The 21,261-nt window shown below is 70.8% G+C and carries 25 protein-coding genes; 14 read left to right on the top strand and 11 right to left on the bottom strand.

What is annotated here, in order from left to right; genetic code table 11:
* Positions 1-136 precede the first annotated feature (136 nt).
* On the top strand, positions 137-685 hold the full coding sequence (locus Msi02_RS13230) for a GNAT family N-acetyltransferase (RefSeq protein WP_204048617.1): 549 nt from the start codon (positions 137-139) through the stop codon (positions 683-685).
* A 106-nt stretch (positions 686-791) separates the two neighbouring features.
* On the opposite strand, the gene Msi02_RS43955 is transcribed toward Msi02_RS13230, so the two are convergent.
* Positions 792-1,052 carry a Tn3 family transposase gene (locus Msi02_RS43955; protein ID WP_275414129.1) on the bottom strand — a complete coding sequence of 87 codons (261 nt, stop codon included), beginning with the start codon at positions 1,050-1,052 and terminating at the stop codon, positions 792-794.
* 55 nt (positions 1,053-1,107) lie between these two features.
* On the bottom strand, positions 1,108-2,121 hold the full coding sequence (locus Msi02_RS13220; protein ID WP_204048615.1) for a helix-turn-helix transcriptional regulator: 1,014 nt from the start codon (positions 2,119-2,121) through the stop codon (positions 1,108-1,110).
* Positions 2,122-2,368: 247 nt separating this feature from the next.
* On the opposite strand from Msi02_RS13220, the gene Msi02_RS13215 reads away from it, so the two are divergent.
* The 3 genes from Msi02_RS13215 (at position 2,369) to Msi02_RS13205 (ending at position 5,037) form a co-directional block, all read left to right on the top strand.
* Positions 2,369-2,791: a VOC family protein gene (locus Msi02_RS13215; protein WP_204048614.1), complete on the top strand. Its 423-nt coding sequence runs from the start codon at positions 2,369-2,371 to the stop codon at positions 2,789-2,791.
* Positions 2,792-2,906: 115 nt separating this feature from the next.
* Complete coding sequence (locus Msi02_RS13210; RefSeq protein WP_239108389.1) at positions 2,907-3,932, top strand: aldo/keto reductase; 1,026 nt, start codon at positions 2,907-2,909, stop codon at positions 3,930-3,932.
* 4 nt (positions 3,933-3,936) lie between these two features.
* A complete protein-coding gene (locus Msi02_RS13205; protein ID WP_204048612.1) occupies positions 3,937-5,037 on the top strand; it encodes a winged helix DNA-binding domain-containing protein in 1,101 nt (366 codons plus the stop codon).
* A 37-nt stretch (positions 5,038-5,074) separates the two neighbouring features.
* On the opposite strand, the gene Msi02_RS13200 is transcribed toward Msi02_RS13205, so the two are convergent.
* From Msi02_RS13200 to Msi02_RS13190, 3 genes are read right to left on the bottom strand one after another with little or no spacing between them, the layout of a single operon-like run.
* Positions 5,075-5,875, bottom strand: a complete 801-nt coding sequence (locus tag Msi02_RS13200; RefSeq protein ID WP_204048611.1) for an ABC transporter permease — start codon at positions 5,873-5,875, stop codon at positions 5,075-5,077.
* Positions 5,875-6,648: an ABC transporter permease gene (locus Msi02_RS13195; RefSeq protein ID WP_204048610.1), complete on the bottom strand. Its 774-nt coding sequence runs from the start codon at positions 6,646-6,648 to the stop codon at positions 5,875-5,877. Before Msi02_RS13195 ends, Msi02_RS13200 begins: the two co-directional genes overlap by 1 nt.
* A gap of 1 nt (position 6,649) precedes the next feature.
* Entirely contained in the window at positions 6,650-7,585 is a 936-nt protein-coding gene (locus Msi02_RS13190) for an ABC transporter ATP-binding protein (protein ID WP_239108372.1), read from the bottom strand.
* A gap of 164 nt (positions 7,586-7,749) precedes the next feature.
* Here Msi02_RS13190 and Msi02_RS13185 point away from each other — a divergent pair, with 164 nt between their 5' ends.
* Complete coding sequence (locus Msi02_RS13185) at positions 7,750-8,199, top strand: universal stress protein (RefSeq protein ID WP_239108371.1); 450 nt, start codon at positions 7,750-7,752, stop codon at positions 8,197-8,199.
* Between the two features lie 27 nt (positions 8,200-8,226).
* Here Msi02_RS13185 and Msi02_RS13180 read toward each other — a convergent pair whose 3' ends face one another.
* The gene (locus tag Msi02_RS13180) at positions 8,227-8,916 is read right to left on the bottom strand and encodes an ATP-binding protein (protein WP_204048609.1); all 690 of its coding nucleotides are present in this window, start codon (positions 8,914-8,916) and stop codon (positions 8,227-8,229) included.
* 200 nt (positions 8,917-9,116) lie between these two features.
* On the opposite strand from Msi02_RS13180, the gene Msi02_RS13175 reads away from it, so the two are divergent.
* Both Msi02_RS13175 and Msi02_RS13170 read left to right on the top strand, forming a co-directional pair.
* Entirely contained in the window at positions 9,117-9,512 is a 396-nt protein-coding gene (locus tag Msi02_RS13175) for a DUF3224 domain-containing protein (RefSeq protein ID WP_204048608.1), read from the top strand.
* A 29-nt stretch (positions 9,513-9,541) separates the two neighbouring features.
* Positions 9,542-10,495 (top strand): diacylglycerol/lipid kinase family protein, encoded by a 954-nt coding sequence (locus tag Msi02_RS13170; protein WP_204048607.1) that lies wholly within the window; start codon positions 9,542-9,544, stop codon positions 10,493-10,495.
* A 58-nt stretch (positions 10,496-10,553) separates the two neighbouring features.
* Here Msi02_RS13170 and Msi02_RS13165 read toward each other — a convergent pair whose 3' ends face one another.
* Positions 10,554-11,894 carry an FAD-binding oxidoreductase gene (locus Msi02_RS13165; protein WP_204048606.1) on the bottom strand — a complete coding sequence of 447 codons (1,341 nt, stop codon included), beginning with the start codon at positions 11,892-11,894 and terminating at the stop codon, positions 10,554-10,556.
* A gap of 10 nt (positions 11,895-11,904) precedes the next feature.
* Complete coding sequence (locus tag Msi02_RS13160) at positions 11,905-12,390, bottom strand: carboxymuconolactone decarboxylase family protein (RefSeq protein ID WP_204048605.1); 486 nt, start codon at positions 12,388-12,390, stop codon at positions 11,905-11,907.
* A gap of 201 nt (positions 12,391-12,591) precedes the next feature.
* On the opposite strand from Msi02_RS13160, the gene Msi02_RS13155 reads away from it, so the two are divergent.
* The 6 genes from Msi02_RS13155 to Msi02_RS13130 all read left to right on the top strand — a co-directional run bounded on the left by Msi02_RS13155 (position 12,592) and on the right by Msi02_RS13130 (position 17,500).
* Positions 12,592-13,518, top strand: a complete 927-nt coding sequence (locus Msi02_RS13155; protein WP_204048604.1) for an RNA polymerase sigma-70 factor — start codon at positions 12,592-12,594, stop codon at positions 13,516-13,518.
* Between the two features lie 99 nt (positions 13,519-13,617).
* Positions 13,618-14,172, top strand: a complete 555-nt coding sequence (locus Msi02_RS13150; protein ID WP_204048603.1) for an RNA polymerase sigma factor — start codon at positions 13,618-13,620, stop codon at positions 14,170-14,172.
* Positions 14,169-15,095 carry an anti-sigma factor family protein gene (locus Msi02_RS13145; protein ID WP_204048602.1) on the top strand — a complete coding sequence of 309 codons (927 nt, stop codon included), beginning with the start codon at positions 14,169-14,171 and terminating at the stop codon, positions 15,093-15,095. The genes Msi02_RS13150 and Msi02_RS13145 overlap by 4 nt, the downstream gene beginning before the upstream one ends.
* A gap of 31 nt (positions 15,096-15,126) precedes the next feature.
* Complete coding sequence (locus tag Msi02_RS13140) at positions 15,127-15,813, top strand: hypothetical protein (RefSeq protein ID WP_204048601.1); 687 nt, start codon at positions 15,127-15,129, stop codon at positions 15,811-15,813.
* On the top strand, positions 15,810-16,610 hold the full coding sequence (locus tag Msi02_RS13135; RefSeq protein WP_204048600.1) for an ABC transporter permease: 801 nt from the start codon (positions 15,810-15,812) through the stop codon (positions 16,608-16,610). Before Msi02_RS13140 ends, Msi02_RS13135 begins: the two co-directional genes overlap by 4 nt.
* A 20-nt stretch (positions 16,611-16,630) precedes the next feature.
* On the top strand, positions 16,631-17,500 hold the full coding sequence (locus Msi02_RS13130; protein WP_079321088.1) for an ABC transporter ATP-binding protein: 870 nt from the start codon (positions 16,631-16,633) through the stop codon (positions 17,498-17,500).
* Positions 17,501-17,556: 56 nt separating this feature from the next.
* Here the strand turns inward: Msi02_RS13130 and Msi02_RS43950 are convergent, their stop codons facing one another.
* The 3 genes from Msi02_RS43950 to Msi02_RS13120 form a co-directional block, all read right to left on the bottom strand.
* Positions 17,557-17,688, bottom strand: coding sequence for a hypothetical protein (locus Msi02_RS43950; protein ID WP_275414128.1), 132 nt, complete (start codon positions 17,686-17,688; stop codon positions 17,557-17,559).
* A 280-nt stretch (positions 17,689-17,968) separates the two neighbouring features.
* Positions 17,969-18,394, bottom strand: coding sequence for a VOC family protein (locus tag Msi02_RS13125; RefSeq protein WP_204048717.1), 426 nt, complete (start codon positions 18,392-18,394; stop codon positions 17,969-17,971).
* A gap of 255 nt (positions 18,395-18,649) precedes the next feature.
* Positions 18,650-19,381, bottom strand: a complete 732-nt coding sequence (locus Msi02_RS13120; protein ID WP_204048599.1) for a dienelactone hydrolase family protein — start codon at positions 19,379-19,381, stop codon at positions 18,650-18,652.
* Between the two features lie 467 nt (positions 19,382-19,848).
* Here Msi02_RS13120 and Msi02_RS13115 point away from each other — a divergent pair, with 467 nt between their 5' ends.
* On the top strand, positions 19,849-21,249 hold the full coding sequence (locus Msi02_RS13115; RefSeq protein WP_239108369.1) for a nitroreductase/quinone reductase family protein: 1,401 nt from the start codon (positions 19,849-19,851) through the stop codon (positions 21,247-21,249).
* The last annotated feature ends 12 nt before the right edge of the window (positions 21,250-21,261 follow it).

Raw genomic sequence — 21,261 nt, 5'->3', positions numbered from 1 at the left:
CGACCTGCGCATCGTGGCTCCGGGCGTCGAGGTCGCACCCCTGCCCTGACTCGGGCAACGTGGGACGCGCGCGCTGAGCAGGGACGTCAGGCGACGGCGGGCGTCGGCCAGGGATGCTGCCGATAGGTTGCCCGCCATGACTGACCTTGGACCCGTTGCCTGGCCACCTGCCCCGATACGGACCGAGCGGCTCCTGCTCCGTGAGCCCGAGGCCCAGGACCGTGAGGCGATCATCGAGCTGTTCACCTCGCCAGAGGTGGGCACCTACATCGGTGGCCCTCGACCGCGTGATGAGTTCGAGCGCGCGGTGCCTGAGGTGCCCAGGCGGCGCCCCGGCCTTTTCGTGGTCGATCTCGACGGAGCGATGATCGGCATCATCACGTTCGACCGTCGCGACGCGGAGCGTCCGGGTCACGTCCGTCCGGATGCCGGGGAGGCCGAGCTCGGCTACATGTTCCTGCCGGAGGCGTGGGGATGTGGGTACGCCACCGAGGCGTGCGCGGCGGCACTCGACTGGTTCGCCGGCGCGCTTCCCGGCGAGCCGGTGGTGCTCTGCACCCAGACCGCCAACGACCGCTCGATGCGCCTGGCGGCGAAGCTGGGGTTCACCGAGGTGGAGCGGTTTGAGGAGTACGGCGCCGAGCAGTGGTTCGGCGTGTGGTCCTCGGTCGTGCCGTCTGGTTGAGCTCGTCCTCGGAAGGGGTGGCGCTTGAGGTTCACCTTGGTGCAGGCGACGGCCTCCAGCGGCCCATACCCGGCGACCGGGCCCTCCCGTCGGGCAGGTCTGCACGTCAGGACCGCTGGTCGTCCAGCTCCCGGAAGCGCGAGGCGAAGCGGAAGCCGGGCATCTTGTACAGGCCGAAGGCCATGTCGGAGTACGAGGCGTTGTCGGTCGCGACCATCTCTGGCTTAACCCCACCGTCGAGGTTCTGCAGGATTCGACACCTTCGCCAAGAATGCGGGCCGCCTGTCTCCGACTGGGGCAGCCTCGCCAGACGGCCCCGGTCCGAGGCCCGCCGGGCGAGGTTGATCAGCCGGTTCGCAATCAGCACCGCGAAGTGTGATGACTAACCGAGATCAGTTTCACCCGGATGTCCTGTACCTCAACTACTCACGCCCGGAGTTGAGGCGAGCGTCGCTCGCGGCCCTGGCGTAGCGGCGGGCCAGATGCGCGAAAGCCTCCCTGAGCTCGGCCGGGCCGACGACCTCGATGTCGGCGTCGAACCTGCCGACGGCGGCGGCCAGGCCGACCCATGACCACGAGCCCAGGACGAGCCGGCAGCGGTCCGGGCCGAGCTCCTCCACCACTCCGTCGCGCGTGTATCGGGACACGGTGGCGGCGGGCAGCCCGAGGATCACCTCACCGCGGCAGGGCCAGTCGCCGGAGCCGTCGAAGCCCCGGAACCTGCCGGTCACGAAGGCGGCCACGTCACCGCCGGGCAGCTCGCGCGGGATGAAACGCGGCCCCGTGGGGGAGCGCGGGGTGATCCGATCGGCGCGGAAGGTACGCCAATCCTCGCGGTCGAGGTCCCAGGCGACGAGATACCAGCGCCCGCCCCAGGTGACGAGATGATGAGGCTCCACCCGGCGCGGCGGCGTCAGCACACCGTCGTCGTCCGCCCCCGGCGGAGATGCGGCCGCGTAGTCGAAGCGCAGCACCTCACCGGCGTGGACGGCGGCGCTGAGCGCCATGAGCACGCCGCTGTCGACCTGTGCCTCCGGCCGCGTCGCGGGCCGCTCGACGGCGGTGACCTGGAGGGTGTCGATCCGGTGGCGCAGCCGTGCGGGCATGACCTGCCGCACGGTGTTGAGCGCACGGGCGGCGGCCTCCTCGATGCCGGCGCCGGTCGCGGCGGCTGTCTGGAGGGCCACGGCGAGGGCGACGGCCTGGTCGTCGTCGAACAGCAGCGGAGGCAACTGCGAACCGGCGTCGAGCCGATATCCGCCGTCGGGCCCCTTGAAGGTCGTGATCGGGTAACCGAGCTCGCGGAGACGGTCCACGTCACGGCGGACCGTGCGCGCACTGATCTGCAGCCGCGCGGCCAGGTCCTCGCCCGACCAGTTACGACGGGTCTGCAGCAGCGAGAGAAGCGCGAGCAGTCGCGCGGACGTCTTCGGCATGAATCTCATCCTGCCCCGGTAGAGGACACTTCCTGTCCTCTACGCATGGAACTGTGAGGTCATCGACGCCGACCGAGGTCGAACAGAAGCACGATCACCGCAGGTCGCCATCCTCCCGGGCAGAGAGCGCCCGTCCGCTACTCCGGGGGTGGTGACGACAGCGGGGATCGCCAGCGGCGCGCGCCCGGCCGCTTCTGACCCGAGCTCGTCCGGCGCTTTTCCAACTGATCGAATGCTGGGAGCCATCATGTCCGTCACCACCACGACCCACCTGAACTTCCGCGGCGACGCCCGCGCAGCGCTCGACTTCTATCACTCCGTCTTCGGCGGAGACCTCGTCGCCGTGACCTACAAGGACGCGGGCAACGTACAGAACCCGGACGAGGCGGACTGGGTGATGTGGGGCCAGGTGCTCGCGGGCAACGGCTTCCACGTCATGGCCTACGACGTGCCCTCCCACATGCCATGGAACCCGGGCGAGAACGCCGTCTTCGTCTCCGTACGCGGCGACGACACCGACGAGATCACCGCCCTCTGGGGCAAGCTGGCCGTCGGCGCGACCATCGTGCAGCCGCTGGGCCCCGCGCAGTGGGCGCCGCTCTACGGCATGCTCAAGGACCGCTTCGGCGTCGTCTGGGTCTTGGACGTCGCGGCCCCGTACAACGGCTGAGCACAACGGCTGAACACAAACGACTGACCCCCACGGAGGGGTGCGGCGGTGCATCCGCCCGTCTGCCGCACCCCTCTCCTCCCCTGAATCGAAGAGGAATCGGACCACTGTGAGAATGCGCGAGCTGGGGCGAACCGGCATCGAGGTCAGTGCCTACTGCCTGGGCACCATGATGTTCGGCCCAGTGGGCAACCCCGACCACGACGACTGCGTCCGCATGACCCACCGGGCGCTGGACGCCGGCATCAACTTCGTCGACACCGCCGACGTGTACGGCTACAGCGAGACCGAGGTGATCGTCGGCAAGGCCCTCAAAGGACGGCGTGACGACGTCGTGCTGGCCACCAAGTTCAACGGCCGGATGGGGGAGGGCCCCAACCGCCACGGCAGCTCACGGCGGTGGATCATCGCCGAGGTCGAGCACTCGCTGCGCCGCCTGCAGACCGACTACATCGACCTCTACCAGATCCATCACCCCGACCCCCGCACCGACATCGAGGAGACCCTGTCCGCGCTGACCGATCTGGTGCGCAGCGGCAAGGTCCGCGTCATCGGCTCCTCGAACCTGCCGCCCTCCGAGATCGTCGAGGCGCAGTGGGTGTCCGAGCGGCGTGCTCTGCACCGGCTCCGCACCGAGCAGCCGACGTACTCCATCCTCAACCGGGGGATCGAACGAGAGGTCCTGCCCGTCTGCCGGCGCTACGGCCTGGGCGTGCTCGTGTGGGGCCCGCTGTCGTCGGGCCTGCTGAGCGGCCGCTACCGCAAGGGCGCCCCCCGGGAGGACAACGCCAGGATGCACTGGGTGCCCAAGCACCTGACCGACGAGCGCAAGCTCGACGCCGTCGAACAGCTCATCACCCTGGCCGAAGAAGCCGGCATGTCCCTGGCCCACATGGCGATGGCCTTCGCCACCACCCACCCCGACGTCAGCGCGGCCATCATCGGCCCCCGCACCATGGAGCAGCTCGAGGACCTGCTGGCGGGCGCCGCCGTCACACTCGGCGACGACATCCTCGACAAGATCGACGAAATCGTCCCGCCCGGGACCGACGTCGGCCCCCTCGACATCTCCTACGACCCGCCGCCCGTCACCCACCCGGCGCTGCGCAGACGCCCGGCAGGCGACCGGGCCGCGGCCTGACACCATGACGGTCCTCGACAGCCGCGCCCTCAACCGCGCCACGCTCGCCCGGCAGTTCCTGCTCGACCGCACCGACACACCGGTCCTCGACGTCGTCGCGCACCTGTGCGGCATGCAGGCACAGGAACCGCAGGAGCCGTTCGCCGGGCTGTGGTCGCGGGTGCGCGCCTTCCACCCCGCGACCTTGGACGGCCTGCTGACCGGACGGCACGTGGTGCGCACCCACCTGATGCGCCGCACCGTCCACCTCGTCACCGCCGGCGACGCACTGGCCTGGCGCGCCCGGCACGACGCCATGCTGCGCCAGCGGGTGCTGACCACCTACCGCCGTGAACTCGCCGGACTCGATCCCGACGAGGTGGCGGCGGCCGGCAGGGAGGTCATGGCCGACGGCCGGCCCCGCACGATGGCCGAACTCGTCGACGCGCTCGCCGACCGCTGGCCCGCGCCGCCACGCCGGGCGCTGGGTGAGCTGCTCGTCGCCGCGCTCATCCCGATGGCCCAGCTGCCCCCGCGCGGACTGTGGCGTGCCAAAGCAGGGGTACGCAACGTTCCCCTCGCCACATGGCTGGGGCGCGACGTCACCCCGCTCCCTCCGGACGGCTCCGACCAGGCCGGCCAGGCTCTGGTGCGCCGCTATCTGGCCGCCTACGGGCCCGCCGCGTCCGCCGACCTGCGCGCCTGGTGCGGGCTGGCCGGGCTGCCCGCCGCGGTCGAAGCCGTACGCGGAGAACTCATCGCCTTCCGCGACGAACGAGGGCGGCTACTGCTGGACCTGCCCGGCGCGCCGCGTCCCGACCCGGACACCCCCGCACCCGTGAGGTTCCTGCCGGCGTTCGACAACGCCCTTCTCGGCTACCACGACCGCAGCCGCATCGTCGACGACGCCCACCGCGGCCTGTCGGTCGCCGGCGCCCGCGTCGTCCTGGTGGACGGGCGGGTCGCCGCGACCTGGACCGTCACGGCCGGCACCGTGACCGTCACCCCGCTGCGCCGCCTCTCCCGGTCCGACCGCGCCGCCGTGGCCGATGAGGGGCGGTCGCTGGCCTCGTTCCTGTCGGACGGCGACAGCGACCGCGTCCAGATCGACCCGTCTCCCGGCTGACCGCGGGGACGCCGACGCGAGCGGGGGTAGCGCACTGTCAGTCACACAGGACCCGGGTCAGGCGCCGGGAGGCGAACCAGATCCCCGCCCCGGCCAGCACGACCAGGTAGGCCGCGTGCCCCAGCAGCCCCCACCCCAGCACTCCCATGCACAGGCCGCGCACCAGCTCCACCGCGTGATAGAGCGGCGTGAGCTGGATCAGCACCTCGACCCCGGCCGGATAGTCCCGCACGGGGGAGAACGTCCCGGAGAACAGGAACAACGCGAACTGCCCGGTGCCCATCAGGTCGAAATCCTGCCAGCCGCGCATCAGCGTGCTGACGGCCATCCCCAGCCCGCCGAAGGCCAACCCCACCAGCACGGTCGCCGGGAACGCGGCCAGCGCCCAGCCGGGCTCCACCAGCCCCATCGCCACCATCACGACCAGGAAGATCGCGGTGTAGAGCGAACCCCGGACGATCGACCAGACCAGCTCGCCCACCGCGATCTCGATGGGCCGCACCGGCGTCGCCAGCACCGCCTCGAACGTCTTCATGTATTTCAACTTGAAGAAAAAATTGAACGTCGTCTCGGCCAGCGCCCCCGACATCGCCGACACCGCGAGCATCGCCGGGGCGACGAACGACGCGTACGACATCGTCCGCCCGTCCACCGTCAGCGCACCGACCAGCGCGCCGACGCCGACACCGATCGACAGCAGATACAGCAGCGGCTCGAAGAAGCCCGACACAAGGACGATCCAGTACGACGGCCCCGAGCGCAGCGCCCCCACGTTGCGGCCGATGACGGCGCCCACCCGGCCGGGGGACAGCCGGGACGCCACCAGCGTCGTCACCATCAGTCCTCCAGCTTCCGGCGGAACGCCCGCACCGCGAGGAAAAGACCCGCCACCGTCCACATCAGCAGATATCCGGCATGCACCGGAATCGGCCAGGCCGGAGCGCGACCGAGCGTCGCCGCCCGGCACAGCTCCACCGCATGCCACAGCGGCGAGGCGTACGCGAGCGGGCGCAACACCGCCGTGAGCTGCTCGACCGGGAAGAACACCCCCGCGAACAACGTCGAAGGGATCACCACGAACCGGAACAGCAGCGAGAAGTAACTGTCATGGTCGATCGTGGCGGCGAACGCCGTCACCGGCGCCGCCACCGACACCGTCAGCAACGCGCACACCAGCGGAGTGACCAGCGCCCACGGCGAGTGCAGCCCACCGAAGAACACCACCACGACCAGGAAGGCCACGACCGCGATCGTCACCCGGATCACCAGATAGAGCAGGTGACCCCGGACCATGTCCGCCGGCCCCACCGGCGTCGCCCGCATCGCGTGATAGGCCCGGACCCACTTGAAGTCACCCAGAACCGAATAGGTCGACTCGCCCACCGCGATCTGGAAGGCCGTCGACGCGAGCACGCCCGGCACGATCCACGACAGGTAATCGACTCCCTGCACCCTGCCGACGTAACCCCCCACACCGATGCCGATGCTCAGCAGGAACAGCACCGGCAGCACGAACGAGGAGAACACCGACGCCTGCCACAACCGCCGGTAGAGGGTCAGGTGCCGCTCCAGCACCGCGATCGTCGGATGCACCGCGTGGGTCACAGCCATCTCAGTCCACCAACGTCCGGCCCGTCAGATGGAGGAACACATCCTCCAGTGTCGACCGCCGCACCAGCACGCTCGACGGCTCCAGCCCGCGCCGCTGGATCTCGGCCAGCGCGGCGTCGCCGTCGTCCACGTAGACCAGCACCCGGTCGGGCAGCGGATCCACCCGCTTGCCCACCCCCTCCAGCGCCGCCGCGTACCGCGAGCCCGCCTCCGGCATGCCGGGGAAACGCAACTCGACCACCTCGGCCGTCGAATAGGTCTCGATCAACGACCTCGGCGACCCCTCCGCCACGATCCTGCCGCCGTCCATCACGACCAGCCGGTCGCACAACTGCTCGGCCTCGTCCATGTAGTGCGTCGTCAGCACCAGCGTGGTGCCCCGCTGCTTGAGCCGGAACAGCCGCTCCCACAACAGGTGACGGGCCTGCGGGTCCAGCCCCGTCGTCGGCTCGTCGAGCAGCACGAGATCAGGCTCGTTCACCATCGCCCGCGCGATCGTCAGCCGCCGCTTCATGCCACCCGACAGCGGCTCCACCTTCCCGCCCGCACGATCGCCGAGCTGCACGAACTCCAGCAACTCGTCGGCCCGCCTGCGGCTCTCCGCCCGCGACAGCCCGAAATAACGGGCGTAGGTCACCAGGTTCTCCCGCACCGTCAGGTCGGGATCGAGATTGTCGAGCTGAGGACACACCCCCAGACGCGCACGGATCCTCGGCCCGTCGTGCACCGCGTCCATGCCCAGGATCCGCAGCTCCCCGGCCGTGGGCGTGGACACGCACCCGATCATCCGCATGGTCGAGGACTTACCGGCCCCGTTGGGCCCGAGAAAACCGAACGCCTCTCCCGGCGCCACGTCGAGGTCGATCCCGTCGACAGCGGTGAACTCCCCGAAGCGTTTGACCAGGCCACGCGCGTAGATCAGAGGTTGATCAGCCACGATCCGAGACCCTAACCAACGGCCCCGACATTTCCGCAACAGGTTATCCGCGCCCCCCGGCCGGGCCCCGCCCCGCCTCCCCGGCGACCCCGCGAAGACCGCACGCCGCCACCTGCTCCGGGGCCCGTATCAAGACGCCCACCGATGGCCGTACGCTGACTTGCGTGAACACGTTCGAGCTGGGCACCGACGGCCCGCGAGTGATCCTCGTCGGCATCGACGGCTCGGAGACCTCCCTGCGCGCCGCCGCGTACGCCTGGGGGCTCGCCCGCCGCCAGGGCTCGCACGTCGTCCTCGTCTACGTCACCAATCCCGGAACGATCAGCACGATGATGCCGGCCGCGTCCGCCTCGGTGATCGAAGCGGGGGAGGAGATCGCCGCCGACCTACGCACACAAATCGAGCGCTTCGCCCAGACCGCCCACTCGCGTGTCGACTACACCTTCCGCACCGAGTACGGCGACGCCGCCGGCGTCCTCGCCAAGATCGCCGACGAGATCAGGGCGGACGCGGTCGTGGTGGGAGCCTCCACCCAGGCCGGCCACCGCTTCATCGGCTCGGTCGCGCTCCGCCTGGTCCGCGCCGGCCGCTGGCCGGTCACCGTCGTCCCCTGACCCGCCGCCCGTCCTCGGGCGGGCGGCTCAGCGGTCCGGACCCGACACGTCCAGCGCCCGCAGACCCTCCAGCACCCGCAGCAACGTCGCCTCGTCCGGGCCGTCCGCCCGCGCGCCCACCGGATGCCGCCGCACCCGCCGCGGCAGCGCCCCCTCCACCGCCGCCCCTGCCGACGCCCTCGACCGCCCCCGCGGCCCGGGACCCGGGGGCGGAACACCCGCCGCCCCCGGCGGACGCGACCCCTCCGCCGGCGAGATGGCCAGCTCACACCACACGATCTTGCCCCGATCCGGCGCCGAATAGTGGCCCCAGCGCCGGGCCAGGCTGCCGACCAGCACGAGCCCCCGGCCGCTGTCGCCCAGCTCGCCTCCCACCTCGCCGCGCGGCGCCGGCTCACGGTCGCTGACGTCCCACACCTCGATGAACAGGCTGCGCCGCTCCGGCGCCACCCTCACCCGCAACGCCACCGTACGCAGGGCCACCGGGAACATCGACGAGGCCACCGGCGGGCTGACCACGGCGTCCGTCGCCCGCACCGCGTTCGTCACCAGCTCGGAGACGACCAGCTCCGCCGTCTCGGCCAGATCCGCGAGCTCCCACCCCCGCAACTGGCACCGTACGAACGCGCGCGCCCGGCGCGGGGCGGTCGCGGCCGACCCGAACACCTTGTACGCGGTCCTGCGGCCCTCCTGCGAAGGGAAGGGAGAGATCAGCATCGCGCCGGCCGGGCCTGGACGAACCGGCCGGCGAGGACCGGAACGGCCGGTCGGGGAAAACCCATGCCTCCGATCATCTGTCATGAACGGCTGCAAAGTGGCCGGCTTCACGGCATTCGCCTAACTTTCTCCTTCCCCTCACCCGTCAGACACCGCCGTACCTGACAGAAGATGACAGGAACACCCGGCACGCTGGACACATGAACGGACACGCCACCGGCACCTTCGACATCACCAACTGGACCGACCTGGCCACCGAGGAGAAGGCAGGCGCCACCTTCGGCCGCAACCACATCGCCAAGACCTTCCACGGCGACCTCGCCGGCACCAGCACCACCGAGATCCTCACCGTCGTCACCCCAGAAGGCCCCGCCGCCTACGTCGGCGTCGAACACTTCGAAGGCACCCTCCACGGCCGCAAGGGCACCTTCGCCCTCCAGCACAGCGCCGCCAGCCACAACGGCGAACAGTGGATGAAATGGCAGATCGTCCCCACCAGCGGCACCGGCGAACTGGCCGGCCTCACCGGCGAGGGCACCATCCGCGCGGAGGACGGCCACCACTACCTCCTCGACTACACCCTGCCCGACGCCTAACCGGCCCCCATCCGGGTAGCCGCCGGTCCATGGTGAAATCCGCTGACCGGCGGCCCGCGGACGACTCCGCCGCCGCCCCTGCCACCCCCCGGACCCCGGCCCCCCGTGTCGCCGTCATCGCGCACCGCAAGAAGACCGTCGGCGGCGGCCTCGACGAGCTCCGCAAGCTCATCACCGGCTACGACGTCGAGGACCTGCTCTGGTACGAGGTCCCCAAGAGCAAGAAGGCCCCCAAGAAGGTCCGCCAGGCCCTCAAGGACGGCGCGGAGCTGTTCTTCCTCTGGGGCGGCGACGGCACCGTGCAACGCTGCGTCGACGCCCTCGCCGGCAGCGACGCCACCGTCGCCATCGTCCCCGCAGGGACCGCCAACCTCCTGGCCCGCAACCTCGGCATCCCCGAAGACCTCCCCGAGGCCGTACGGATCGGCTTCGAGGGCCGCCGCGCCAAACTCGACCTCGGCAAGATCAACGGCGAGCACTTCGCGGTCATGGCAGGCGTCGGCTTCGACGCCGAGATGATCGCCGACGCCGACCGCGGCCTCAAGGACCGCCTCGGCCGCTTCGCCTACATCTGGACCGGCCTGCGCCACGTCGGCGGCGCCGTCACCCCCATGAAGATCAAAATCGACGACAACGACTGGTTCGAAGGCGACGCCAGCTGCGTACTCGTCGGCAACGTCGGCACCGTCACCGGCGGCATCGACGTCTTCGAAGACGCCCGCTACGACGACGGCTGGCTCGAAGTCGGCGTCTCCACCGCAGAAGGCCCCATCCAATGGGCCCGCACCCTCGGCCGCATGAGCGCAGGCGACGCCGAGAAATCCCCCTTCGTCCGCATCACCCGCGCCAGGAAGGTATCGGTCAAACTCCGCACCCCCATGGCGTACGAACTGGACGGGGGAGCCCGCGACCGGGTCAAGCGCATCACCGTCAAGGTCGTGCCCCAGGCCGTCACCGTCTGCCTGCCCGACACCGCGCCCTGACCGGCGACGTCAGCCGAACCGGCCGGGCGCCTCGGACGGCTTCGCCCGTCCGCACCACCTACGCGGGCCGTACGTTGTGGTTGCGGGCGAACAGATTGCCGGGGTCCCACTGGCGCTTGACCGCCGCGAGCCGCCGGTAGGTCCGCGCCGGATAGACGGCGGCGACATCCTCCTCACCGGCGGAAGCGAGGAAGTTGGCGTAGGCGCCGCTGACGTGAGGCGCGAGCCTGCTCCAGATCGTCTCCAGAGCGGGCCGAGCGGACTGGATGACCGGCATCGGCCCCGCGACGGTGGTCACGACCAGCAACTCCGCCTGGCGATGCGCGTACGCGGTGGCGTCCTGCGGCACTCGGGACACCGCGCCGCCGACACTGCGAACGGCGATGAACGGCGCCCCCTCCGCCGCCCCGGCCTCGGCAAGGATCCGAAGGACCTCCGGCACCGACTCCTCGCCGACGAACGCGCTCCGCGTGACCAGATGAACGCCCGGCGGCGCGACGGCGCCGTCCACGAGCGTGTCGGCGTAGGGCTTCAACGTCACATCGTCGCCGATCAGCGTGCCGAGCCGGCGGATCGGATCGACGGCCCGGGCCGCGAGCCGCGGGTCATCGCCGTCGAAGGCGACCTGGATCTCGATCGGCGCCTGAGGGCCGCCGGCGAAGGGATTGGCGAGGTTGGCGATGCTCGTGAGCTCTTCGGGGGCGGTGCGGAGGTGGCCCGCCCACCCCTGGAGCACGGTGGCCGCCTCCGACGCCGGGAAGGCGATCCTGCCGAAGAAGACGTCCGTCGTCGGGTGGGCCACGAACGTGAAGGCGGTCACGATGCCGAAATTGCCCCCGCCACCGCGAATCGCCCAGAACAGCTCGGGGTTCTCCTCCGCATTCGCATGCACGACCCGTCCGTCCGCGGTGACCACCTCGGCCGCGACCACGTTGTCCAACGCGAGGCCGTACTTCCTGACCTTCCAGCCGATGCCGCCGGACAACGTCAGCCCACCGACCCCGACGCTCCTGGTGTCGCCCGAAGAGATCGCCAGCCCATGCGGGGCCAGGGCGGAGGCAACCTGTCCCCAGGTGGCGCCGCCGCCGATCCGTACGAGATGACGCTCCTTGTCGACGACCTCGACGTTCGCGAGCCCGCTGAGGTCGATCACGACGCCGTCGTCGTTGGTGCCGAAGCCCGCGAAGGCATGGCCGCCGCCTCGCACCGACAGCACAAGCCCTGCGGCGGCGGCGAATCCGACACCTGCTCGCACATCCCCGACGCTCCTGGGCCGTAGAACATAAGCCGGACTGCCCGAGGCCAGCACCGAGCGACTCGCCGACGCGTACTCCGGCGCTCCCGGTTCGACGATGTCGCCGCCGAAGTCACGGCGAAGGATTTCAAGCGCTGAGTTCATGACGTTCCTCTCAGTTCGCCATGCCGGCGAACATGCCGGGCTCGTAGGAGCCCCCCGGGTTACGCACGATCACGTTGAGCCGGTTGTTGGCGTTGATCATGGCGATCAGGGAGACCAGCGCGACGATCTGGTCGTCGTCGTAGTGCTCGCGCACCTCGGCCCAGGTCTGGTCGGACACACCCCGGTGAGCGTCGGCGATCCGGGTGCCCTCCTCGGTGAGCGCCAGCGCGGCCCGCTCGGCCTCGGTGAACACCGTGGACTCGCGCCAGGCGGCCACCAGGTGCAGCCGGACCGCGCTCTCCCCGGCGGCCGCGGCGTCCTTGGTGTGGTAATCGACGCAGAAACCGCAGCCGTTGATCTGGCTCGCGCGCAGCATCACCAGGTCCTGAGTGGCCTGGGGGAGCGGCGACTGCTGGATCGCCACAGCGACGCCGTAGATCCGCTTGGCGATCCTGGCACCGAGCTCGTTGGCCATCAGGTCGATACGGGGTTCCATGGACGTGGTCCTCCACTCGTGACATCGCGGTGCCGCGCCGATCACCGGCGCGGCGTCCTGACGAGCAAGAGATCCCGGCGGCCCGCCCCCTGTGACAGCGCGGCTGTGTGACGTACGCCACCGGCCGCGGGTGTCACAAAGCGATAGGAACCGGGATCGTATGCACAGCACGGTCGAGAACCCACAGACAGGAACCGGCGAATGAGCGAGAGACACACGGACACGGCCGAGCCGCTCGCCGGCGGCCGGATGGACTCCGCCACGGATCCGGCCACGGAGGCGTTCGTCGCCCACCGCAACCTGCTGTTCACCGTCGCCTACGAGATGCTCGGCTCGGCCGCCGACGCCGAGGACGTCCTCCAGGAGACCTGGCTGCGGTGGACGGCCGTCGACCTCGAAACGGTGCGGGACCAACGCGCCTACCTGGTCCGGATCACCACCCGCCAGGCGCTGAAACGACTCCGTACCCTCGGCCGCCGCAAGGAGTCCTACGTCGGGCCGTGGCTGCCCGAGCCGTTGCTGACCGCGCCGGACGTGGCCGAGGACGTCGAGCTGGCCGACAGCGTCTCGACGGCGATGCTGCTGGTGCTGGAGACACTCACACCCACCGAGCGGGCGGTGTTCGTCCTGCGCGAGGTGTTCGACCTGGACTACGACGAAATCGCCGAAGCCGTCGGCAAAAGCCAGGCCGCCGTACGCCAGATCGCCCACCGCGCCCGCTCACACGTCGCCGCCCGGCGCCCACGCGAGACCGTCTCCCCGAACGAGACCCGCGACGCCCTCCAGGCCTTCCAACAGGCGGTCGAGACCGGCGACCTGCAACGCCTGCTCGACATCCTCGCCCCCGACGTCGTTTTCCTGGCGGACGGCGGCGGACTCAAGCAGGCCGCGCTGGCACCCCTCGTGGGAGCCGACCAGGTGGCCCACGTACTCAGCAGGATCACCCCCGGGGCCTCGCTGGAGCCGGCACAGGTCAACGGCCACCCGGCACTGATCGTCCGGATCGACGGCGACATCGACACCGTCATCACCGTCCGCATCGACGACGGCCTCATCACCGGGCTCTACGCCGTACGCAACCCCGAGAAGCTGTCACACATGGAGCGGGAGACCACCGTGAGCCGCTGAGCCCGCGGCTCCACCCACAAGCAGCAGTCGGACCAGGCTGTGACAGGCATCACAGTGATTCATGCCGAACCCCGCAGCACGGCACAGTACCCACAGACGATGGACGACACGGACCTCCGGCTGCTGCGACTGGTCGCCACCGGTGACGAGCATGCCTTCGAACGGCTCTACACCCGGCACGCCCACGCCCTGCTCGCCTACGCCGAAGGACTGCTCCGCGACCGCGGCACCGCCGAGGAGGCCCTGCAGGAGACGTTCATCGCCGTCTGGCGCTCGGCCGGATCCTACGAAGGCCGCTCCACCGTCCGCACCTGGCTGTACGGCATCTGCCGCCGCCAAGCGCTCAAACGCATGAACGGCGGCCGCCCCGCCCCCCGCCCCCTGGACGAGGCCGCCCACCTCCCATCCACCGAACCCGACCCCGAAGTCGTGGCACTCGCCCGCGCCGACACCGCCGCCGTCGCCGCCGCGCTCACCGCACTGCCCGCCACCCACCGGGAAGTCCTCACCCTCGCCCTGTCCGCCGGCCTGTCCCACGCCGAGATCTCCCAGATCCTGGACATCCCCGTCGGCACGGTCAAAAGCAGGCTGTTCACCGCCCGCGCCGCCCTGGCCAGAGCCCTGCCCGTCGAGGTCGAGGGGAGACCACGATGACCCATCCCACACACCGACTGCCCGCCTACGCCGCAGGCCACCTCACCGGCGACGACGCCGCAGCCGTCACCGCGCACCTGGCCGCCTGCCCCGCCTGCGCCACCCAGGCCCGCGCCTGGCACCGCACCGCCACCGCCGTACAGGACGACACCGCACGCATCGCCCCACCGCCCCCGCACCTTTTCGCCGCCATCCGCAGCCGCCTGACACCCAGCCCCCACCCGTCCGGCACGCGGCCCGTTCCCGCCTACCGGGGCGACATCGGCACCCGGCCCCTCCACCGGGCACTCGGCATCCTCACCCGCCAGCGGACCCTGATCCGATGGCCCGTCTGGGCACTCGCCGCCGCACTCATCGCCGGCGGCGCCATCCTGGCAGCGCTCGCCCCCACCGGCCACGCCGCGCAGGTCCTCGCCATGACCGTGCCACTCGCCGCCGCGCTCGCCGTCGCCGGAGCCTGCGGAACCGACAACGACCCGCCCGCCGAACTCGCCGCCGCCCTGCCCACCCCACCCCGCGTGGTCCTGCTGGCCCGGCTCACCCTCGTGCTCACCGCCACCGTCACCGCCGGCCTCCTGGCCACCCTCGCACTGACCGCACTCACCTCCGGCGGGGGAGCGGCCGGACTGGTCACCGCCTGGTTCGGCCCCCTCGTCCCCCTGTCGGCCACCAGCTTCGCCCTCTCCGTCCTCTACCGGCCCTCCGCCGGCGTCATCACCGCCCTCGCACTCTGGCTGGCCCGTGCCCTGTCAACCGGCCAGACCGCCGCGACCGGCCTCAGCCCCGCCCTCCTCCGCATCGTCGACCCCCTGTGGACACCCGGCCCCGCCGTACTGACCTCCGCCGCCGCCCTCGTGGCCGCCACACTCCTGCTCAGCCCGCGCCTGCCCCGGTCCCGCCACACCGGCCACCCATGGCGATGAACCTTCACGCCCCCGCAGGTACCAACACCCCGTGAAGCACCTACCCCTGTGGCGGCACGAACTGCGCCGCGCGGGCTGGACCGCATGTTCCCCCGCAGCCGCGCTCGCCGCCACCCTCGCCCTCACCGCGGCCGCCGCGGCCTTCGGCACCGCACGCCCCCAGCTCGAACGCATCCTGCTCACCGGGCTGGAGGCGCTCATCCCGCTGTCCGCCGGCATGGCCGCCGTCGCCGTCGTCTCCCGCGACCCCAGCCGCGAACTCCAGCTCACCCTGCCCACCCCGTACACCACCACCCTCGGCCGCCGCCTGGCCGTCCTCGGCGGCCTCAGCGCCGCCCTGTCCATCGCCTTCTCCGCCGCGCTCGCCCTCGGCGGCTGGTGGAACGGGCCCGGCCTGCCGTACGCGCCCCTCGTCTGGGCCGCCCCACTCCTGTGGCTCACCGGGCTCGCCCTCCTGGTCGCCGCACTCGGACGCAGCGTCGTGCTCGCCACCACGACCGTCGCCGCCGTATGGCTCGGCGAGCAACTGTTCGCCACGTCCTTCGCCACCACACCCGGGCTGCGCCCGTTCTTCCTGTTCATGACCACCCGCATCGGCGTCCCCACCGACTGGGACGCCAACCGCGCGGCGCTGACCACCTCCGGGGCCCTGCTCGCGGCCCTCGCCTTGATCCTGCTGCGCCGCCCCGAACGCCTGCTCACCGAGGAGGAGACATGACCACCGCACGACAGACGTGGGCGGTGACCCGCTACGAGTTCCGCATGCAGATCCGCAAACGGTCCCTATGGATCACCACCGCCGTCCTCGCCGTCGTCCTCACCCTCACCCAGGGCGACCGCGGACCACGCCACCTGCCGCTCGGCACACCGCCCCGCGAGGTGATGGCGGGCTGGGCGCTGCTGATGTCCATCCTCCTGCCGATCGGCTTCGGGATGGTGCTCGCCGACCGCCTCACCCGCGACCGGCGACTCGGCCTGGCATCCCTGCTCGAAAGCCTCCCGACCGGCCGGGGCGCACTCGTCGCCGGCAAGTACCTCGGCGGCCTGGCCTCCACCGCGGTCCCCGCCGCGCTGGTTCTCCTCACCGCCGCCGCAGCAGAGACCGCCCACCGGCACGACCCCGCCCTGTTCGCCTGGGCGGTCGTCGCCTTCGCCCTGATCACCCTCCCCGGACTGGCCTTCGTGACCGCCTTCGCCCTCGTCTGCCCGCTGCTGACGACCGCCCCGCTGTTCCGGGTGCTGTTCGTCGGCTACTGGTTCTGGGGCAACATGCTCAACCCCGACCTGTTCCCCTCACTGACCGGAACCCTGCTGACCCCCCTGGGCGACTACCCGGCGACCTGGCTGATGGGGGAGCGGGCCCTGTACGCGGGCGCCGACGGCTGGCTGGAGTTCCTGCGCCCCCAGCCCGGCGGCACGACGACCGTCCTGGCCATCGCCCTGCTCCTCCTGCTCAGCCTCCCGCCCCTCGCGCTGGCCCCGCCGCTGCTGCGCCGCAGAAACCTGTCCGCCTGACCTCCTGAAAGACACCTCGCATGGACATCCAGATCACCGGGCTGCGCCGCACGTTCGGCAAGGTCACCGCCCTCGACGGACTCGACCTCGCCGTCCCGGGCGGCATGTACGGCCTGCTCGGCACCAACGGCGCCGGCAAGACGACACTCATGCGCGTACTCGCCGGAGTGCTGCCGCCCACCGCAGGCACCGTACGCGTCGGCGGCCACGACCTCACGACCAGAACCGGCCGCCTGGCCGTACAACGCCGGCTCGGCTACCTGCCCCAGGATCTGGGCCTCTATCCCGACCTGTCGGCCCAGGAGTTCCTCGACTACGTCGGCCTGCTCAAGGGACTCGACGACACCGCCGCCCGCCGCCGTCAGATCGGGGAGCTCCTCGACATGGTCGGCCTGACCGACGCCGTCGGCCGCAAGCTCCGCGGCTTCTCCGGCGGGATGCGCCGCCGCGTCGGCATCGCGCAGGCCCTGCTCGGCGACCCCGCCCTGGTCGTGGTCGACGAACCCACCGCCGGCCTCGACCCCGAGGAACGCATCCGCTTCCGCACCCTCCTGGCCTCCATCGCCGCCGGCCGCACCGTCCTGCTCAGCACCCACATCGTCGAGGACGTCGCCCAGACCTGCCGCGACACCGCGGTGATGGCCCGCGGCAGGGTCGTCTTCAACGGCCCCGTCGCCGACATCGTCCAGCGGGCCGAAGGCATCACCTGGGAACTGGTCGGCCAGGGACCGCCGCCCGCCGGCGGCGTCGTCGTGTCCGCCGTCAGCCGCTCCGACGGCACCCACTACCGCCTCGTCAGCCCCACCCGGCCCGACCCCCGCGCCGTACCGGTCCAGCCCTCCCTCGAGGAGGGGTACGTCGCGCTCATGCACGCGGGCACGAGCGCCTGAACAGCGGGGGAGTGGTCACTGTCCGTAACCAATGGCGCATGCCGCGCACGCCGGTCTCAGTCCCAGTGGTGGAACAGCAGCTCGCCGAGGGTCCCGGGCTGCCAGTAGGCGATCTGCCGGAGCTCCGCCTCGTCAAGATCCGACAGATCGTACGAACGCAGGGGAGTGTCCAGCTCACGCCGGGTCAACAGACGTACCGACGGCCGGCGCCTCAGACACTGCGCGAGACCGGCGTCGTCGTCCGCGAAGGTCACGGGAAATGGTCACCGGAACCCGTGCGAGTGCGACGATCGGCAGATCTCCGTGGCCCAGCACCGGGAGGAGCGGGGCCAGATCGGCTTACTTGACATAATGTTCATTATCGAGCAATGCGGGAAGGGGCTCGAAAGGGCGGATGGCCTGGAGTTTCGCAACGCCCCTTCGATGCGCACATGACACCAACTCTGCGCTGTTGCCGCGACGAGGCCGTCAGTCGATCTGCTCGGCAAGCGCGACGACGATGCCCTCGGGACCGAGGATGTAGCACAGCCGGTAGGCGTCCTCGTACTGCACCACCTCGCCGACGAGTTCGGCGCCGTGGGCGCGCAGGCGGGCGATGACGTCGTCGATGTCGTCGACGGCGAACATGATGCGGCGGATGCCCAGCGTGTTCGCCGGGGCGTCCTCCGGCACGCCGCTGATCGCCGTCGGCGTGTGGTACTTCGCCAGCTCGATCCGCCCGTGGCCGTCCGGGGTCCGCATCATCGCGATGTCGACTCGCTGGTCGTCGAGCCCGACGAGACGTGCCGCCCAAGGCCCCTCGATCAGCCCCTTGCCCTCCAGCTCCATGCCGAGTTCCACGAAGAACGCGATGGCGGCCTCAAGGTCGTCGACGACAATGCCGACGTTGTCCATCCGCTGGATCGCCATGGTGATCCTCCTTCGTCGCGCGGCCGCCCGTCGTGGCCGCTGGCGTACCGGAGACGGAGCCGGCGCCGCATTCTCGACACCCGGGTCCCGAGATTTTCCTTCTGGCGCCCACATCGCCGAACGAGAACGCTCGCACCCCTCCTCTGGTACGACAAAGGGCTCTTGACAGGTCAAATATCCCCATTCAGTCCCATACCGGACAGAAGGTGAATTCTGTCCGGTATAGGTCGAAGCGGTGCCCTAACCGAGGTGCCGTTCGAAGAACCGCAGCGAGCTGTCGGTTTCGAACTCGGGGATCTCCCCGTGCCTGCCGGGGTTGGCGTGCAGCGTCTTCTCGGCTGAGGCCAAGGCGTCGAACAGCGCCAAGCCGTGCGCCCGCGGCACCCGCTCGTCGTCCCACTGCAGCAGGAACTCCACCGGGACGGTGATCCGCGCGGCGGCCCCGGCCGATGCCAGCGCCCCGCCCAGCCCCAGCACCGCAGCGCGGATCCGGGGTTCGGCGGCGACGAACGGGACGCCGAGACCGCACCCCAACGACACGCCCCAGTAGCCCACCGGGCCGGCGCCGACGTGCTCGAGTCGCTGGAGCGCCGTCAGCACCGCCCGCCATTCCGGGACGGTCTGGCGGGCCACGAGCGCCTGGAAACCGGCGATCAGCGGAGCCGGCTCCTCCCCCGCCACCACGCGAGCCTGGTTCTCGGTCGCGATCTTGTCGTACCTCTCGTCCTTCGGCCGGTCGCCGTGGCCGGGCACGTCCACGGCCGCCACCGCGAAACCACACTCGGCCACGAAGCGGCGCGCACGGGCCATGACGTCCGGGGCCTTCTTGTGCTGCCCGCCGCCGTGTCCCATCAGGATCAGGGGACGAGCCCCGGCGGCGCCTTCCGGCGTCCACAGCACACCGGGGACCTCGCCGAGGGTGAAGAGTTGTTCGGTGACGCCGTCCGACGACGTCCGGGAGATGAAGCGCAAAGCGTTTGACGCCTTTCGGGATGCCTTCTGCGGGCACTCCCCTAGGCGATGCGAAGGAGGGAGTCCCGACCTGTCACAGCGTTGATCGGTCTCACCTCCTCAGTTCGCAGCGATGTGCGGTGACGGCGAACTTATCACGGACCACGCAGGGCGGGCTTGCCTCCGCCATGTCACAAATGGATACAGATGCGGTGTTGCCGCATTCTTGAGGTGGCGATAACGTGAACTCCGTGACTGCCGGGTCGGCCATGGGCCACAAGCGAGTGAGGCACCCGGCCACGGCGTGAGGGCCGGGCGGGCGCGAGGCCCGCCGCATCTCCGACCTCCTGATCTGAAATTCCTTTCACCGCGTATCGGCGCGCCCTGCGGCGTCGGCGGCATCGCCGCCACGTCACCCCTTTGCCGCCGCGCGCGTTTTCGCCATTCCTTCACAACCGCCAGCCCTCATTCGGTGAGGCGGTTTCGCCATGCCCGGAACAAGAAAGCAGAGAATGCCGTACGACTTCAACCAGCAGATCATCCAGGAATTCCGCGCCAACCGCGGAAGAGTGGGCGGCCCTTTCGAGGGAGCCAGGCTGCTCCTCCTGACCACCACCGGCGCCCGCTCGGGGGTCCGCCACACGGTCCCCCTCGGCTACCTGCATGACGAGGGGGGCCGCATGCTGGTCATCGCCTCGGCCGGCGGCGCGCCGCACCACCCGGCCTGGTATCACAATCTGCGTGCCAACCCTCACGTCACCGTGGAGACCGGCGTCTTCACGATCGAGGCCGAGGCCACCGTCCTGGAAGGCGAGGAACGCGAGCGGCTCTTCGCCCGCGCCGTGGAAGCCGACTCCGGCTGGGCCGACTATCAGGCGAAGTCCGGCCGCGTTCTGCCTGTCGTCGCGTTGACCCCGCGCTCCGGTTCCTTCCCGGACCAGCCGGAAGGCGACCCTCCGCCCCGGTACGAGGATCGTCTGAACGTCATGCGCGTCCCCGCCACCTCCGACGACCACGCGGCCGTGATGGCCGCGATCCGGGCTTTGCTCACCCGCGCTCCGGCGCTCGCCGCCGACGTGACGCCCGCGCTCGCTCATACCGGAGGCGTTCCAGGAGTGTGGGTCAGCACCGCCGGAGGCTCGGCCACCGTGGACGGCGTCACGCTGTACGTGCACGGGGGCGGCTTCGAGCACACCCAGCCGGCGCTGGAGCCTCTCATGGCCTGCCGCCTGTCCCAGGCCACCCGGCGTCCCGCGTTCAAGGTGGACCAGCGCCTGGCCCCCGCCCATCCGTACCCCGCCGCCTTGGACGACGTCGTGGCCGTCTACCGGAGCCTGCGGGAGCAAGGCGTTCCCGCCGATCGCATCATCATGTGCGGCGAGTCGTCGGGCGGCACGCTCGTCCTGTCGGCGCTGCTTGCGCTCAAGCAAGCGGGCGATCCCCTGCCCGGCGCGGCCGTCGCGATCTCCCCGCTGACCGACCTGACCCTGTCCAGCCGGTCCCTGGACTCCAACGACGGCCGAGATGTGATAAATCGCCGTGTCGCCGAACATGTCACCGCGCAGTATCTGGCCGGGGCCCGCGCCGATCAGGCTCCTCAGTCTCCGCTGCACGGCGACCTGCGCGGCCTGCCTCCGCTCCTGCTCGTGGCCGGGACGGCAGAGGTGCTGCTGGACGATACCCGTCGCTTCGCGGCGGCCGCCTCCGCTGCCGGTGTCGACGTGACCCTCGACCTGTACGAGGGCATGCCGCACGCCTTCCACGCGAGCGTGATGGCGCAGGACCCACCCCCCATCGCCATGACGTTCCTGCGCCGCCTCACCGACTGGATCGCTGAAACCCAGGCAACGGGCCGGGGCGACTCCTCGTACTCCAAGTTAGATTCCTAGGAATATAGTGTT

The organism is Microbispora siamensis, from assembly GCF_016863095.1.
GTDB classification, from domain to species: Bacteria; Actinomycetota; Actinomycetes; order Streptosporangiales; family Streptosporangiaceae; genus Microbispora; species Microbispora siamensis.
The sequence above is the reverse complement of the archived record's forward strand: the minus strand, read 5'-3'. Positions and strand labels throughout refer to the sequence as shown.